This is a genomic window from Chryseobacterium taeanense (genome assembly GCF_900099685.1).
GTDB classification, from domain to species: Bacteria; Bacteroidota; Bacteroidia; order Flavobacteriales; family Weeksellaceae; genus Chryseobacterium; species Chryseobacterium taeanense.
Window position 1 is genome coordinate 21514 of sequence record NZ_FNDW01000001.1, and the last position, 13367, is coordinate 34880.

Sequence of the window (13367 nt, forward strand, 5' to 3'; positions counted from 1 at the left end):
AAAGGAAACTTCAAATTTTTTTGAAGTTTTTTTATTTTTAATGTAATATTATGTAAAATCTGGTTGTCTTACTTATAGAAACAAAACTTATGACTCAAGAAACCTTTAAAAGTACGGTATTCATTCTCAAAAATGAGATGTATCGCTTTGCGAAAAGGTTTGTCATGAGTAGCGATGAAGCAGAAGATGTAGTGCAGGATCTGATGATAAAATTCTGGCAGAAAAAAGATGAGCTGGAAAAGTTTGGGAACTTAAAATCCTATGCTTTGAAAGCAGTCCGGAACGAATGTCTGAACAGACTGAAGCATCATGACGTAAAAACGGGTTTTGCAGATATGCAGCTTCACCGTTCGGAACTTTACAGTATGGACGTGAATAATTTAAAGGAGCATATCATTGGTTTTATTAATCAGCTTCCTGAAAAACAAAAGATGGTTATCCATTTGAAAGATGTAGAAGAATATGAAGTCTCGGAAATAGCAGAAATGTTGGAAATGGAAGAAAACGCAGTACGAGTAAATCTGATGCGGGCAAGACAAAAAGTAAAAGAACAAATCTCACAATTGATGAGCTATGAGCAAAGACAAATTTCAAGATAAATACAACGAGATCTTCCAAAATTTAAAGGAAGAAAAAATGGAATGGGATTTCGAGGATTTTCTGAAAAAAGCGGAAGGTAAAGATGAAGTAAAAGACAATGAAACTCCGATTATTCCGATTGGCACCAAAAATAAACCTTCGATTCCGAAATGGTTCTGGATGGCAGCGAGTGTAGTTGTGCTGTTAAGCATTGGATTCATATTTAATTATAATAATAAAAACATTGAAAACCAGGCTCAGCTGGTGGAAAATCAGATCAAATTACAGAAAAATAATTTCATCGAGGAAAACAGTGAGCATCAGGTTCAGGTTGCTGTAAATCATGTATCGGATTCTGTTTCAGGAGCGAAGAAAGATTCTCTGTTTCAGGAAAATACAGTAGCTGAAAAGGATTATTTAGATGAAATTTTACCAAAAAGGGGCAGGCTTAAGAAAGAAAGAAAGCCACGATATGTGTACAATTCTTCTTATCGTAAAGCTCTGAAAGATTCCACCGGATACAAAGATTCTTACGTTATTGTGAACGGAAAAAGAATTGATAACGTGGAAGAAGCCATAAATGTGACTAAGTATTCATTCCAAATATTTGCAAATAACGTCAATGAGAAATTAGTACAACCAAAAGTCGTTGACGACGATTATTAATTAACCTTAAAAAAAGATTATGCACCTGATCAGGCACTAATAATCAAAAAATAAAAATTGACTCATGAAAAAAATATTCATAATATTAGCAGTTGTCTTTTCATATTTCTTCAATGTGTACGGACAAAAGGATAAAGTAGAACAACTTTTTGATAAATATCAGGAAGTGGAGGGGGTGACTACTATCAAGATTGCAAAACCGATGTTCGGAATGCTCAGTAATCTTGATTTAGGAGATGCCGAATTGGATCAGATCAAACCTCTTTTGGCAAAAATAAAAGGATTAAAAATTTTTATTGCTGAAAGACCTAAAGACGAAACTTCTGCAAACGGACAAAAACTGTCACAGATCAACAGGGATATTAAAAATTATTTAAGCACCCTGAACTACAACGAGATCATGACCATGAATAGCGACGGTGCCAAAATAAAATTTTTGTCGGCGGAAGAAAAAGACGGAATTCTTGACGATCTACTGTTGAGTATTGACAGTGGCGGTGAAGAAAGTATTCTGATAAAGCTTGATGGCAGACTTTCTATGGATGATATCAATAAACTCATTAATTCTACAGAAACCAAAACAAATTCTGCGACCAATACAAAAACGAGTTTTGCTATTCAGAGTACATCTTCCTATCTTAGTGGTGAATCCAGAAGTGTGGGCGAATTCTCCGGAGTACAGGTGAGTACCGGCGTAATTGTTAACTTCAAACAGGAAAACCCTTCATCGGTAAAAGTAATTGCAGACGCAGACAAGCTTCAGTATATCGTAACAAAAGTTGATAATGGGTTACTGAAAGTGTATATTGATAATAAAGGACAACGGAATTTAAAGTTCAAAAATATCAGTGTAAATGTATCTTCACCTAGGCTTGATAACATTAAAACTTCTTCGGGTGCTGTTTTCAATATTATTAATAATATAAATGAAAATAAGGTTTCGGTTGATCTTTCATCAGGATCAGTGGTTAATGGTAACTTCAATATTTCAGACAATGCAAAAGTGGAAGTGAGCTCGGGAGCTGTCATCAATTCTACCATTAATTCCAAACAGGTCAGTATTAAAGCATCCAGTGGCGCAGTGGCAAATCTTAATGGAAATGTTAATACAGGATCAATTGATGTAAGCAGTGGAGCCGTTTGTAATGCAGGGAAATTTCAGTTTAATGACCTTGAAGCCGAAGCAACATCGGGAGCTGCTGTTACGAGCCATGTAGTAAATCGTCTAAAAGCAACAGCTTCTTCAGGAGGAACAATTAAATACAAGGGCGAGCCTAAGGTCGATTCAAATATCAGTAAAACATCTGGCGGAAGCTTGAAACAAATTAACTAAAAAATAATAGCCATGAAAATAATAAAAAATCTTTTTCTCATCCTCTCTGTAATGTTTGTTATGCAGTCCTGCATTGTTTCTGAAAGACCGAATATCGCATACTTTTCAGAGTCGGGACGTGACTTCAAAGGAGCGAAATTTGTAAGCATTAATGTTCCTTTATTTTTAGCTAAGCCTTACATCAAAAAAGCTTTGCGGGAAGATGGAGGAGATGAAGAACTTATCAGATTGGTGAAAAAAGTTTCCAAGATAAAAGTGCTGACTGTTGAAAATGGAGACCGAGATATGCTGAAGGATTTTGCAAACTACCTCAATAACAATAATTATGAGGAATGGGCCACTATAAAACATGATGGAGATAATGTCAATATTCGTGTAAAACAAAAAGGTGATGCTATCAAAAATATGCTGATTACCGTAAACTCAGATAAAGAGCTTGTTTTTGTAGATATTAAAGGAAGTTTTACGGCAGATGATATCTCAAGAATGATTGCTTCTGCAAAAGATAAATAGTCATTTTCATATTTCAATCATATCTAAATTTTATTTTGTAGAAAACCATTTCGTAAATACGGAGTGGTTTTTTAATTTAATGTATTGATTATTAAGTTTTATTCAAACTATTAAAATCTATTTTCATATTCCATCAAAATACCTTAATTTTGCAAGAAAGTAAAGATGTCTATTCATAACAAAATTGTAGAGACAGCCATCACTTTCGATGACGTGCTTCTAGTCCCTTCTTATTCTGAAGTTTTACCTAATCAGGTTTCATTAAAATCAAGACTTACCGACAAAATTACGCTTAATGTTCCGATAGTTTCCGCTGCGATGGATACAGTGACTGAAGCTGAGCTTGCAATTGCATTGGCAAGAGTAGGTGGTTTAGGTTTCATTCATAAAAATATGACCATTGCAGAACAGGCTGCTCAGGTAAACAGAGTAAAACGTTCTGAAAACGGAATGATCTCCGACCCTGTAACGCTTTCAAAAGATCATACGCTGGCTCAGGCTAAGGAAACAATGGCCAAATATAAAATTTCAGGACTTCCTGTTGTTGATGCCGAAAATACTTTAATAGGAATCATTACCAACAGAGATGTAAAATATCAGGAAAACCTTGATATGAAGGTGGAAGAGATTATGACAAAAGATAAGCTAATCACTTCCGATAAAAATACAAATCTTGAGAAAGCAAAGGAAATCCTTTTGAAAAACAGAGTAGAAAAGCTTCCTATTGTTGATGAAGAAAATAAATTGGTTGGCCTTATTACGATTAAAGATATCGACAATCAGTTGGAATACCCAAATGCCAACAAAGATCAGAACGGAAGGTTAATCGTTGGAGCAGGCGTTGGAGTAGGAGAAGATACGCTGGAAAGAATTGAAGCATTGGTAAAAGCTGGTGTTGATATCATTGGTATCGATTCTGCGCATGGACATTCTAAAGGGGTTTTAGATAAAATATCAGAAATCAGAAAAGCATATCCGGATCTTGACATTGTTGGAGGAAATATTGTAACGGCTGAAGCTGCTAAAGATTTAATTGAAGCGGGAGCAAATGTACTTAAAGTCGGAGTTGGCCCGGGTTCAATCTGTACTACGAGAGTGGTTGCAGGGGTTGGAGTTCCGCAGCTATCTGCTATTTACAACGTTTACGAATATGCAAAAACTAAAAATGTTGCCGTAATTGCTGACGGAGGAATTAAACTTTCAGGAGATATCGTGAAAGCAATCGCCAGTGGAGCAGGAGCTGTAATGTTGGGCTCACTTCTTGCCGGAACTGATGAAGCTCCGGGTGAAGAAATTATCTTCCAGGGTAGAAAATTCAAAACATATCAGGGAATGGGAAGCTTATCTGCCATGAAGAGAGGTGGAAAAGAAAGATATTTCCAGAGTGAAGCTAAAAAATTTGTTCCGGAAGGAATCGAAGGAAGAGTTCCGAGCAAAGGTAAATTGGAAGACGTTATTTTCCAGTTAACAGGTGGTTTGAGAGCCGGAATGGGATATTGTGGGGCTAAAGATATTGAAGCCTTACAAATAGACACTAAAATGGTAATGATTACCGGAAGCGGATTGAAAGAATCTCACCCTCATGATGTTATTATTACTCAGGAAGCTCCGAACTATTCTTTGTAAGAATTTTTAAATTATAGATAAAAGAATGCTGTCGATCGACAGCATTCTTTAGTTTCGGGGCGCGGGCGAAGCCCGCGCCCCGAAACTAAAGAAAAAAATAATCCGAAAGCTATCGTTATTCAATCTTTTTATATTTGAATTTTGACTTTATAACATAATTCAAATACCTTCCTTTAGATTGCACGGTTTTGAATCTTTCAAAGATTTCTGAAGGAACTTTTAAATAATCATATACCGCACCCGACTGATATATAATTCTTAAAATTTCAGTCTCAGGAAAATACAGATATTTATTGACTACTGATGACGGCATACTTAGGTTTAAACAAAAAATATTCCTTTAAATAGTGTTGACATAATAAAAAACCTTCCGAAAAGTTCCGAAAGGCTAATGATGAAATATTTGAAATGAATTATTTGTCCAGCTTGTCTTTAAAGTCATCGATTCTGAAATCTGTTAATGCGTTTCCTTTTTCTACTTTTTCCTTAGAATAAAGCCGGAAATCATTTTCTGTTTTTTCTAAAAGATAATCGTAAGGTCCGATATGAGAAATTAATTTTACTAAAACCGGAGAAATCTCTAGACAAATAAAAAGTCCCATGATAAATGCAGCTGCCAGACCAATAATTGCTGAATTTTTCCCCAGTTCGTCCAATGCCTGAAGTCTTGCTGCAAAACCGTTGAATTTATCCTCAAAGGTTTCTGTAGATTTTCTCTCTGTTTCCAGATTGGTGTAGACTTTTGAGATTTCTTTGTCTAAATATTCCAATCGGGGAGCTACCTGCTTCTGATAATTTTCCAGATCCTGTCGCCTTTGTTCTTTAAGCTCCTGTTTACGTTTTGCATTGGGTCCAAAACCTTCCTTCCCGCTGGTTAATCCGGATTTTTTTCCCAGAATTTCTTTTTCAAGTTCTACCGAGGCGGAATCGTAAGATTTTTGGTAATTGGCAATTTTTTCGGAAATCTGTTTCTTTTCCGTTTCAAAAGGGCCGCTTTGCTGGAGTATTCTTCCGCTCATTTCACCCTGAAGCTGTTTTTTATTCCTCTGAATAATGGTATTCAGCTGTTTATTGACTTCCTTCTCAAAGATTTTAAGCTCTAATGGTTTAGAAATAATAATTCCTAAAAAAGTAGCCAGAATCAATCTTGGGATAGCCATTAAAACCTGATTCCACCATGTGCCGGTTTTTTTGATCGATGAAACGATGTAGCGGTCTAGATTGAAAATCATCAATCCCCACAGAATACCGAAGCCTATGGCAGACCATATATTATCAAAAACAGTGTACATCGCATATCCTGCGGAGAGTGTGGCAAAAATAGCCGTAAAAAGAACAATTCCGCCAATTCCGGCAAATTTGTTCCATTCACTGGGGGTTTTTCTTAAAATATGAATATTTCCTCCGGAACAGACCATCAGAAATTTCTGGAACCAATTTATGTTTTGATTCACCTGATTTATAGTTTGTTGGTTGTTTTTCATGACAGAAAATTTATACAAATGTACTATTAAAAATCATACCGAGGTTAAAGATAGTATTATGTTTTACCAAGTATAATTAAATATTGATTTATTTGATTGTTAATCAGTGTTTTAAATTTATTAAAGAAAATATTCTTATCTTTAAATGACAATCATTAAAATTTTAAAATATGAAAAATGTAATCTGCCTTTCAGTGCTATGTGTTACACTGGCTTTATCTTCTTGTAGCAAAGAGAAAACAATTGATGATGATCTTAAAGAGGTTGCCGCCAATATCAATAAAACAACGCCACAGAATCTGGCAGACGGTGTTCGTCTTGACAGTGTTTCGGCCCAGCCCGGTAAAATTTTCAAATATAATTATACTTTAACGGACGATGTAAAGGAAAGTGTAACTCCGGAGCAAATAGAAGCGTTCAAAGCCAGTGCTAAAGAAGGGGCTTTGCGCGTTGTAAAAACTTCTCCTGATATCAAAGAATTCCGCGATAATGACGTTACGATGGTCTATACGTATTATGATAAAAACGGTAAGCCGACAACAGATTTTAAGATTACCCCTGAAGAATATAAAGGCAAATAATTTAAACTAAATATTCCGCAGTTTTTATATATCTTCAATAAATATCTGTGGAATATTTATTTTAACCGTCCGGGATTTTGCTTTAAAAAGCTTTCCCAGCCTGTATAAGATTTGGTATCTGCAATTGTTCCCATATTAAAATGATGGCATACTGCTACTGCAAGTCCATCGGACGCATCAAGATATTTTGTAGGGAATTCTTTTAGATTCAGAAGATTTTGCAACATACCGGCAACCTGCTCTTTGCTGGCGTTACCATTTCCGGTAATGGCCATTTTTATTTTCTTTGGGGAATATTCTGTAATAGGAATGTTTCGGTAAAGACTTGCGGCCATGGCAACTCCCTGTGCGCGTCCCAATTTCAGCATACTTTGCACATTTTTTCCATAAAAAGGAGCTTCTAGGGCAACTTCGTCGGGATGAAATTCGTCTATAAGAGCCAGGGTTTTATCAAAAATATATTTAAGCTTTGTTTCGTGGTTTGGGTACTTTTTCAGCAATAATTCATGAATAGAAATCATTTCCATTTTACCTTTTTTTATGGAAATAATTCCAAAACCCATTATCGTTGTTCCGGGGTCGATTCCTAAAATAATCTTCTCTGCAATCATTGGCTCAAAGATATGACTTTCTAAAAATGTTATATAATGAAATTAAATATTTTTAAAACAGATTAATTGAAAATATTTTCAATAAGTTGTAAGAAGAATCTGCTTTCTGAATTAAATTTTTTTGTTCTTTAATCTCTTTCGAAATAAAAAAATCAAAAATAAATTTTATGCATAAGAAAATTATGTATAGATTTGCTAGGTATAAAAGATGAGATATTGAAAAAGAACAGTCTTTATAAAGGAACACTTCAAAACATAATTCTTAAGTTGCTTGCAAAAGAGATCAAAATGTATGGGTATCAAATTACGCAACGCGCAAAAGAACTTACACAAGGTGAGCTTGAGATGACAGAAGGAGCGCTTTACCCTCTTCTGCACAAGCTGGAGGCGGAAGGAATGATTAATTCTGAGATTCAGAAAATAAATGGCCGGGATCGTAAATATTATCTCTTGACAGAAAAAGGGAAAAAACAGCAGGCAGAACAGGAAGCGGAAATGAAAAACTATTTGTTTAACCTAAATACGATTTTTAATATATGATGACTTTTTTTCAGGAACGGGAAATTGAAAAGTATTTACTGTCCAAAAAAATCTCAGGAAAACTTTTAACCGAGATACAAGATCACATGATTTCTCAGATTTCAGAAATCCAAAAAAATGAAAATTTGAATTTTGAAAATGCTTTTGAAGAAGTAAAAATATATTGGAGTGCAGATCTTAATATGGTTAAGAAAAATCCTTTTTCAAGACAAAAAATTACAAGCATAGCTTATGAAATTGATAAGATTAATAATAAAAGTACATTACTAAAATCAATTTTAATCGCATTTTTATTTATTTGCGTAGAAATCATTTTAGCCTTTGCTTTGAATGAGCAATGGTATTTAAATATTAATAAATTCATTAAAATTATAGTTTTCTGTTTACTCCTTGAAATAATCGTGATGTTTATCCGTCAGAAAAACATGGAAAATAAGAATAACACGGGTAATATAGTTATAAACAATTTTGTTCATCCACTTTTTGTATTTTTTATTACATTAATTGCAGACAATCTTATTGAAATTCCGAAAAACTCATTTGCATTGATATATGATTATATTAATTCCATTTCCCAGACAGAAATTTCAATTTTTATATTCTTTAAAAGTATTTTTGCTGGGTTTGTATTTTTAACACTTTACTTATTCTCTTATTTTTCATTAAAGGGAAATATCAAAAAGCTTAGTCAAATTAAAAAAATATTATAGTTAAAAAAATGATTTCGAAAGAACAGGAAAAACAAATTACAGCTTATCTTATATCAAAGAAATTATCTCCGCAAATACTTTCTGAAGTTAAAGATCATTTTATTCTGCAAATCTCTTCTTTAATGGAATCTGAAAATTTTAATTTTCAGGAAGCCTTTCTAGCCGTCAAAATAAGCTGGAAAGATGAGCTTGAAATGGTGAAAGCAGATTTTTTTTCATTCAAGAAAGTCGCAAGAATTGAAAAAGTTATCCTGCATCAGAGATTTCAGAAAATGACGGTTATCTCTTCGCTATTTTCCGGAACGGCCTTACTGTTAATACTTATAAATTATGATCTTTTCACCATGTTACAAATATGCTTGCTGGGAGGTTGGCTTATGCTGCTTGTTTATAATTTTGTAAAAAAGAAAATGAAATTTTTTAATTATGTTTCTATGAGCTTTCATCCATTATTGCTCAGAAATATGTTTATCGTAATGACGTTGTTCATTTTAGGGAATTTCTTTACAACAGGCAATTGGGAAATAATATATTTTCAGATTACAAAATTCTTTTCTGTATATTCATTAGCCCTTCAGTTTCAGCTTTTGTATTTGAATTTGAAGAAAGTGAATGTCTTGATTTGATTAATGTTGCTCAAAATTTTAAGATAAGATAATTTTAAATGAACAAGAGTTGATGTTAACTGATTATCTTGTTTTCCAAGGACTGGTGCTGGATATTTATAGAATTGAGAGATTTTATTAAACATTAATGTTGTTATATTTCAGCTAATTTTGAGTGACGATAAGTATGTTTTTAAATTTTTCAGAACAAATGAAGCCATTCATATTTTGCCATTGATTGTAATAATTATTATTCCTTATCTATTGTATGTCATCATAATTTTCGTCATGTTCAACTTTTTTGAGCACAGGAAAAGCTTAAGCAAGATGAAGGATTTTCTAAATCTTTCTGCGAAATGAGCGGTATTAACAAATATATAGAGGGTAAATAAAAACCGCCGAATAGTAAGATTCGGCGGTTTTATATGGTAAGAGAAAATCTTAATTATTCTCCATCAAAGTCAGCATCTTTATCAGCAGATACTACTTCTCCTTCTTCTTTAGATTTTTCTTTATCAGCTTTTCTCTGAGACTGACCATCTTTGATAGCTTCAGAAACTACGCTAAGGATCATGTCAATAGATTTAGAAGCATCATCGTTTCCTGGGATTACGAAGTCTACTTTTCTAGGATCAGAGTTGGTATCAACGATACCAAAAACAGGAATACCTAGTTTTTTAGCTTCAGTTACAGCGATGTGTTCTCTCATGATGTCAACTACAAATATAGCAGAAGGAAGTCTCACCATGTCAGCGATAGAACCTAAGTTCTTCTCAAGGTTAGCTCTCTGTCTGTCTACCTGTAATCTTTCTTTTTTAGATAAAGTTTCGAACGTACCATCTTTTTTCATTTTGTCGATGGAGTTCATTTTTTTAACAGCCTTTCTGATTGTAACGAAATTCGTTAACATACCTCCTGGCCATCTTTCTGTGATATAAGGCATATTAAGTTCAGCAGCGTGTTTAGCTACTACTTCTTTCGCCTGCTTTTTAGTTGCTACGAAAAGAACTTTTTTACCTGCAGAAGTTAATTTTTCTAAGGCGCTGCACGCTTCATCCAATTTAACTGCTGTTTTATGTAAGTCTACAATGTGAATACCGTTTTTCTCCATAAAAATGTATGGAGCCATATTTGGGTTCCACTTTCTGGTCATGTGACCGAAGTGTACGCCAGCCTCTAGAAGGTCTTTTACATTTGCTTTTGCCATGTTTTCTGTTTTTGTTAGTTTACTTTCCGTTTTTTAAACAATCAACAACTTCTTTAGATGGGAGAAGTGTTTGGATGCTAAACGTAACGGGCAATTTTTTGCTTTAAGCTTTAGGCATTAAGCGGTAAGCTTTGAAGCGGATTAAAAATTTTAATAAGTTTTTCAAAAAGCTTATTGCATATTGCTTTAAGCCTATCGCAATTCTTAACGTTTTGAGAATTGGAATCTCTTTCTTGCTTTTTTCTGACCTGGCTTCTTTCTTTCCACCATTCTTGCGTCTCTTGTAAGTAAACCAGCAGGCTTCAATGCTAATCTGAACTCAGCGTTGATCTCGCATAAAGCTCTTGAAATACCTAATCTGATAGCTTCTGCCTGACCTGTATTTCCGCCACCGAATACGTTTACGGTAACATCGTACTGACCAACAGTTTCAGAAAGGATGAACGGTTGGTTTAGTTTGTAAACCATCACGTCTGTAGAGAAATAAGTTGCAGCATCTTTACCGTTTACTGTAATGTTACCAGTTCCTGGCTTTACGTAAACTCTAGCTACAGAAGTTTTTCTTCTTCCGATTTTGTGAACTATAGACATAAATTAATTATTTAAATTCGTTAACATTAATTGTTTTAGGCTGTTGAGCTTCATGTTTGTGCTCAGTTCCTTCATATAAATAAAGGTTCTTCAATAAAGCTGCTCCCAATCTGTTTTTAGGCAACATACCTTTTACCGATTTTTCCAATACTTTTAAAGAATCTTTTTTCTGAAGTTCAGCCGCAGTCATAGACTTCTGTCCTCCAGGATATCCTGTATGCCAGATATAAGTCTTGTCGTTCCACTTGTTTCCGGAAAGTGTAACTTTCCCAGCGTTCAAAACGATAACGTTATCACCACAATCTACGTGAGGTGTAAAGTTTGTTTTGTGCTTACCTCTCAAAATCTTTGCAACCGTAGAAGCTAGTCTTCCCAACGGTTGTCCTTCAGCGTCTACCACAACCCATTCTTTATTAGCAGTAGCTTTGTTCGCTGAAACAGTTTTGTAACTTAATGTATTCACACGTTTTAGTTAAAGATTAAACATAATTTTCCCCTAAAAGGGTGTGCAAAGGTACAAATTATTTTGATAACCCAAAAACATATGTTGTAATTATTATGTATGTAAATGTAAGATTAAGATATTTAGCATATTATCATTAAAAGATAAAGACATCATATTGTAGATGTTTCATTTACTAAATTATTCTCATCAGAATATTTTAAGTTAATAAAATGAAAGACTGAATTATTCAGCCAAATCAAAATAATTACATTTAATTTTCTTTTTTATTAAATTTTATTCAGAAACCAGATTGTAATAGCACGGATATGTTGTAATGTTGGCTAAATTTTTATATTTGTGGTAAATCTTATAAAACCATGAGTCACGGAAAAATCAGAACAGATAAAACCTGTCTTAATTGCAGCCATACTGTCGAGGAAAGATTCTGCCCGCACTGCGGACAGGAAAATACGGAGACCAAACAGCCGTTTCATTATCTCTTTACTCATTTCATTGAAGACTTTACCCATTACGACGGGCAGTTCTGGAAAACGATAAGGTTTTTGCTGTGCAATCCCGGAAGGCTTACTAAAGAATATCTCGCAGGAAAAAGACAGCTATATGTAGCTCCTGTAAAGCTTTATATATTCATAAGTTTTATTACTTTTTTTCTCCCTTCATTGTTCTCAACCTCTGAAGAAGTAAATCATAACCCAAAAGAGAATACTTCTCAGGAAATCCTTAGAGCGAAGCAACAGGAGCAGAAAATTGCAAAATTTACAGATAGCCTTGCTCAGCAGATTAAAAATAAAAATAATATTAAAGATGAAAAAAAGGAAACTTATAAGGATGCCAAAATTACAGAAATCAATGGTAATGATATAGAAACCGATGCCTTAGCTGAAAACAAAGATGGAAAAATGACGGTGCTTGGTGCCAAAAACATGAAGCAGTTCGATTCACTTTATGCTAAAAATAAAAATGATAAGGCCGTTTTTGATTTTATGAAGCCTTTTGCACGAAAATTATTCCATCTGCAGGAACAGGGCTTGGGAAAGGAAGAAATTATCAGAAAATTCACAGAAACTTTTGTTCATACGCTTCCGAAAGCATTGTTTGTATATCTTCCCATTTTCGCATTTTTTCTATGGATTTTCCACAATAAAAAGAAATGGTGGTATTTTGACCACGGAATCTTTACACTTCATTATTTTTCTTTTCTGCTACTCGGCATTCTTATCCTTATATTCTTCGGCAGAATTATAGATCTTATTCCGTATGGCGGTATTATGAATCTTTTGCAGCTACTATGTTATGTGGCAGCCTTCATTTATATATTTGTTTATTTTTTCATTGCTCACCACAGGGTTTATGAAAGCTCAAGAAGCAGCAGTATTATAAAAGGTATTTTAATTTTTATTGTTAATTTTTTCGGAATCCTGTGTATGCTCTTATTACTAATGTATATAAGTTTTATTATGATGCATTAATCCCGAAGTGTCTTACTGGCTCTGAAACTTGCAATGAGATAATAGGCTACAAAAACCGTGGAAAATTTCAGGATGGAAGGAATGGCCAATTCAAGATTGAATAATAAAGTCCCAACCGCTACCAAAACTGCCATTGCCAAAAAAGATAATCCTAACTTTTTGGGTAGTGAAAAATTTGGGGTATCCAGAAAATAGGCAATTCCCCACGCAAAACCAAAAGCGATTGCATAGTAGAGGTCAAGTCCGATATTTTCGGAACTGTAAAAAAAATAATTAATCAAAAAACTTAAAACTGTTCCTAATAAAAAATAGAGCAATGCCTTTTTCATATTCTTTAAAATAAAATACAAAAGTAGAGAAATTAATTTGGGAATTTAAGTTTTACG

At 33.9% G+C, this 13367-nt stretch carries 17 protein-coding genes; 10 read left to right on the forward strand and 7 right to left on the reverse strand.

Going from position 1 to position 13367, the window contains the following annotated elements; genetic code table 11:
• The first annotated feature begins 89 nt into the window (after positions 1–89).
• From BLR30_RS00100 to guaB, 5 genes are all read left to right on the forward strand, one after another.
• Positions 90–599: an RNA polymerase sigma factor gene (locus BLR30_RS00100; protein WP_089852994.1), complete on the forward strand. Its 510-nt coding sequence runs from the start codon at positions 90–92 to the stop codon at positions 597–599.
• On the forward strand, positions 574–1245 hold the full coding sequence (locus tag BLR30_RS00105; RefSeq protein ID WP_175443564.1) for a hypothetical protein: 672 nt from the start codon (positions 574–576) through the stop codon (positions 1243–1245). Before BLR30_RS00100 ends, BLR30_RS00105 begins: the two co-directional genes overlap by 26 nt.
• A gap of 64 nt (positions 1246–1309) precedes the next feature.
• Positions 1310–2578, forward strand: a complete 1269-nt coding sequence (locus tag BLR30_RS00110; RefSeq protein WP_089852996.1) for a DUF4252 domain-containing protein — start codon at positions 1310–1312, stop codon at positions 2576–2578.
• A 12-nt stretch (positions 2579–2590) separates the two neighbouring features.
• The gene (locus BLR30_RS00115) at positions 2591–3091 is read left to right on the forward strand and encodes a DUF4252 domain-containing protein (RefSeq protein ID WP_089852998.1); all 501 of its coding nucleotides are present in this window, start codon (positions 2591–2593) and stop codon (positions 3089–3091) included.
• A gap of 165 nt (positions 3092–3256) precedes the next feature.
• Positions 3257–4717, forward strand: a complete 1461-nt coding sequence (gene guaB / locus BLR30_RS00120; RefSeq protein WP_089853000.1) for an IMP dehydrogenase — start codon at positions 3257–3259, stop codon at positions 4715–4717.
• Between the two features lie 115 nt (positions 4718–4832).
• Here the strand turns inward: guaB and BLR30_RS00125 are convergent, their stop codons facing one another.
• Both BLR30_RS00125 and BLR30_RS00130 read right to left on the reverse strand, forming a co-directional pair.
• The gene (locus tag BLR30_RS00125; protein ID WP_089853002.1) at positions 4833–5030 is read right to left on the reverse strand and encodes a KTSC domain-containing protein; all 198 of its coding nucleotides are present in this window, start codon (positions 5028–5030) and stop codon (positions 4833–4835) included.
• Between the two features lie 100 nt (positions 5031–5130).
• The gene (locus tag BLR30_RS00130; RefSeq protein ID WP_089853004.1) at positions 5131–6201 is read right to left on the reverse strand and encodes a DUF4407 domain-containing protein; all 1071 of its coding nucleotides are present in this window, start codon (positions 6199–6201) and stop codon (positions 5131–5133) included.
• Between the two features lie 170 nt (positions 6202–6371).
• On the opposite strand from BLR30_RS00130, the gene BLR30_RS00135 reads away from it, so the two are divergent.
• A complete protein-coding gene (locus tag BLR30_RS00135) occupies positions 6372–6782 on the forward strand; it encodes a hypothetical protein (protein WP_089853006.1) in 411 nt (136 codons plus the stop codon).
• Between the two features lie 56 nt (positions 6783–6838).
• Here BLR30_RS00135 and ruvC read toward each other — a convergent pair whose 3' ends face one another.
• Positions 6839–7393, reverse strand: coding sequence for a crossover junction endodeoxyribonuclease RuvC (ruvC, locus tag BLR30_RS00140; RefSeq protein ID WP_089853008.1), 555 nt, complete (start codon positions 7391–7393; stop codon positions 6839–6841).
• A gap of 216 nt (positions 7394–7609) precedes the next feature.
• On the opposite strand from ruvC, the gene BLR30_RS00145 reads away from it, so the two are divergent.
• The 3 genes from BLR30_RS00145 to BLR30_RS00155 are packed head-to-tail and all read left to right on the forward strand — an operon-like array spanning position 7610 to position 9269.
• Complete coding sequence (locus BLR30_RS00145; protein ID WP_089853010.1) at positions 7610–7933, forward strand: PadR family transcriptional regulator; 324 nt, start codon at positions 7610–7612, stop codon at positions 7931–7933.
• Positions 7930–8643 carry a hypothetical protein gene (locus tag BLR30_RS00150; protein WP_139164559.1) on the forward strand — a complete coding sequence of 238 codons (714 nt, stop codon included), beginning with the start codon at positions 7930–7932 and terminating at the stop codon, positions 8641–8643. Before BLR30_RS00145 ends, BLR30_RS00150 begins: the two co-directional genes overlap by 4 nt.
• An 8-nt stretch (positions 8644–8651) precedes the next feature.
• The gene (locus BLR30_RS00155; RefSeq protein WP_089853013.1) at positions 8652–9269 is read left to right on the forward strand and encodes a hypothetical protein; all 618 of its coding nucleotides are present in this window, start codon (positions 8652–8654) and stop codon (positions 9267–9269) included.
• Positions 9270–9693: 424 nt separating this feature from the next.
• Here BLR30_RS00155 and rpsB read toward each other — a convergent pair whose 3' ends face one another.
• The 3 genes from rpsB to rplM all read right to left on the reverse strand — a co-directional run bounded on the left by rpsB (position 9694) and on the right by rplM (position 11509).
• The gene (rpsB, locus tag BLR30_RS00160) at positions 9694–10455 is read right to left on the reverse strand and encodes a 30S ribosomal protein S2 (protein ID WP_089853015.1); all 762 of its coding nucleotides are present in this window, start codon (positions 10453–10455) and stop codon (positions 9694–9696) included.
• Positions 10456–10659: 204 nt separating this feature from the next.
• Positions 10660–11046: a 30S ribosomal protein S9 gene (gene rpsI / locus BLR30_RS00165; RefSeq protein WP_034678948.1), complete on the reverse strand. Its 387-nt coding sequence runs from the start codon at positions 11044–11046 to the stop codon at positions 10660–10662.
• 7 nt (positions 11047–11053) lie between these two features.
• On the reverse strand, positions 11054–11509 hold the full coding sequence (rplM, locus tag BLR30_RS00170; RefSeq protein WP_042722889.1) for a 50S ribosomal protein L13: 456 nt from the start codon (positions 11507–11509) through the stop codon (positions 11054–11056).
• 359 nt (positions 11510–11868) lie between these two features.
• On the opposite strand from rplM, the gene BLR30_RS00175 reads away from it, so the two are divergent.
• Positions 11869–12981 carry a DUF3667 domain-containing protein gene (locus BLR30_RS00175; protein WP_089853017.1) on the forward strand — a complete coding sequence of 371 codons (1113 nt, stop codon included), beginning with the start codon at positions 11869–11871 and terminating at the stop codon, positions 12979–12981.
• On the opposite strand, the gene BLR30_RS00180 is transcribed toward BLR30_RS00175, so the two are convergent.
• The gene (locus BLR30_RS00180) at positions 12978–13310 is read right to left on the reverse strand and encodes a hypothetical protein (RefSeq protein ID WP_089853019.1); all 333 of its coding nucleotides are present in this window, start codon (positions 13308–13310) and stop codon (positions 12978–12980) included. The genes BLR30_RS00175 and BLR30_RS00180 overlap by 4 nt on opposite strands.
• Positions 13311–13367: the final 57 nt, after the last annotated feature.

What these genes read in the sequence shown, in the direction of transcription:
- BLR30_RS00100 (WP_089852994.1), top strand. Translation starts at nt 90, where the DNA reads ATGACTCAAGAAACCTTTAAAAGTACGGTATTCATTCTCAAAAATGAG.
- BLR30_RS00105 (WP_175443564.1), top strand. Translation starts at nt 574, where the DNA reads ATGAGCAAAGACAAATTTCAAGATAAATACAACGAGATCTTCCAAAAT.
- BLR30_RS00110 (WP_089852996.1), top strand. Translation starts at nt 1,310, where the DNA reads ATGAAAAAAATATTCATAATATTAGCAGTTGTCTTTTCATATTTCTTC.
- BLR30_RS00115 (WP_089852998.1), top strand. Translation starts at nt 2,591, where the DNA reads ATGAAAATAATAAAAAATCTTTTTCTCATCCTCTCTGTAATGTTTGTT.
- guaB (WP_089853000.1), top strand. Translation starts at nt 3,257, where the DNA reads ATGTCTATTCATAACAAAATTGTAGAGACAGCCATCACTTTCGATGAC.
- BLR30_RS00125 (WP_089853002.1), bottom strand. Translation starts at nt 5,030, where the DNA reads ATGCCGTCATCAGTAGTCAATAAATATCTGTATTTTCCTGAGACTGAA.
- BLR30_RS00130 (WP_089853004.1), bottom strand. Translation starts at nt 6,201, where the DNA reads ATGAAAAACAACCAACAAACTATAAATCAGGTGAATCAAAACATAAAT.
- BLR30_RS00135 (WP_089853006.1), top strand. Translation starts at nt 6,372, where the DNA reads ATGAAAAATGTAATCTGCCTTTCAGTGCTATGTGTTACACTGGCTTTA.
- ruvC (WP_089853008.1), bottom strand. Translation starts at nt 7,393, where the DNA reads ATGATTGCAGAGAAGATTATTTTAGGAATCGACCCCGGAACAACGATA.
- BLR30_RS00150 (WP_139164559.1), top strand. Translation starts at nt 7,930, where the DNA reads ATGATGACTTTTTTTCAGGAACGGGAAATTGAAAAGTATTTACTGTCC.
- BLR30_RS00155 (WP_089853013.1), top strand. Translation starts at nt 8,652, where the DNA reads ATGATTTCGAAAGAACAGGAAAAACAAATTACAGCTTATCTTATATCA.
- rpsB (WP_089853015.1), bottom strand. Translation starts at nt 10,455, where the DNA reads ATGGCAAAAGCAAATGTAAAAGACCTTCTAGAGGCTGGCGTACACTTC.
- rpsI (WP_034678948.1), bottom strand. Translation starts at nt 11,046, where the DNA reads ATGTCTATAGTTCACAAAATCGGAAGAAGAAAAACTTCTGTAGCTAGA.
- BLR30_RS00175 (WP_089853017.1), top strand. Translation starts at nt 11,869, where the DNA reads ATGAGTCACGGAAAAATCAGAACAGATAAAACCTGTCTTAATTGCAGC.
- BLR30_RS00180 (WP_089853019.1), bottom strand. Translation starts at nt 13,310, where the DNA reads ATGAAAAAGGCATTGCTCTATTTTTTATTAGGAACAGTTTTAAGTTTT.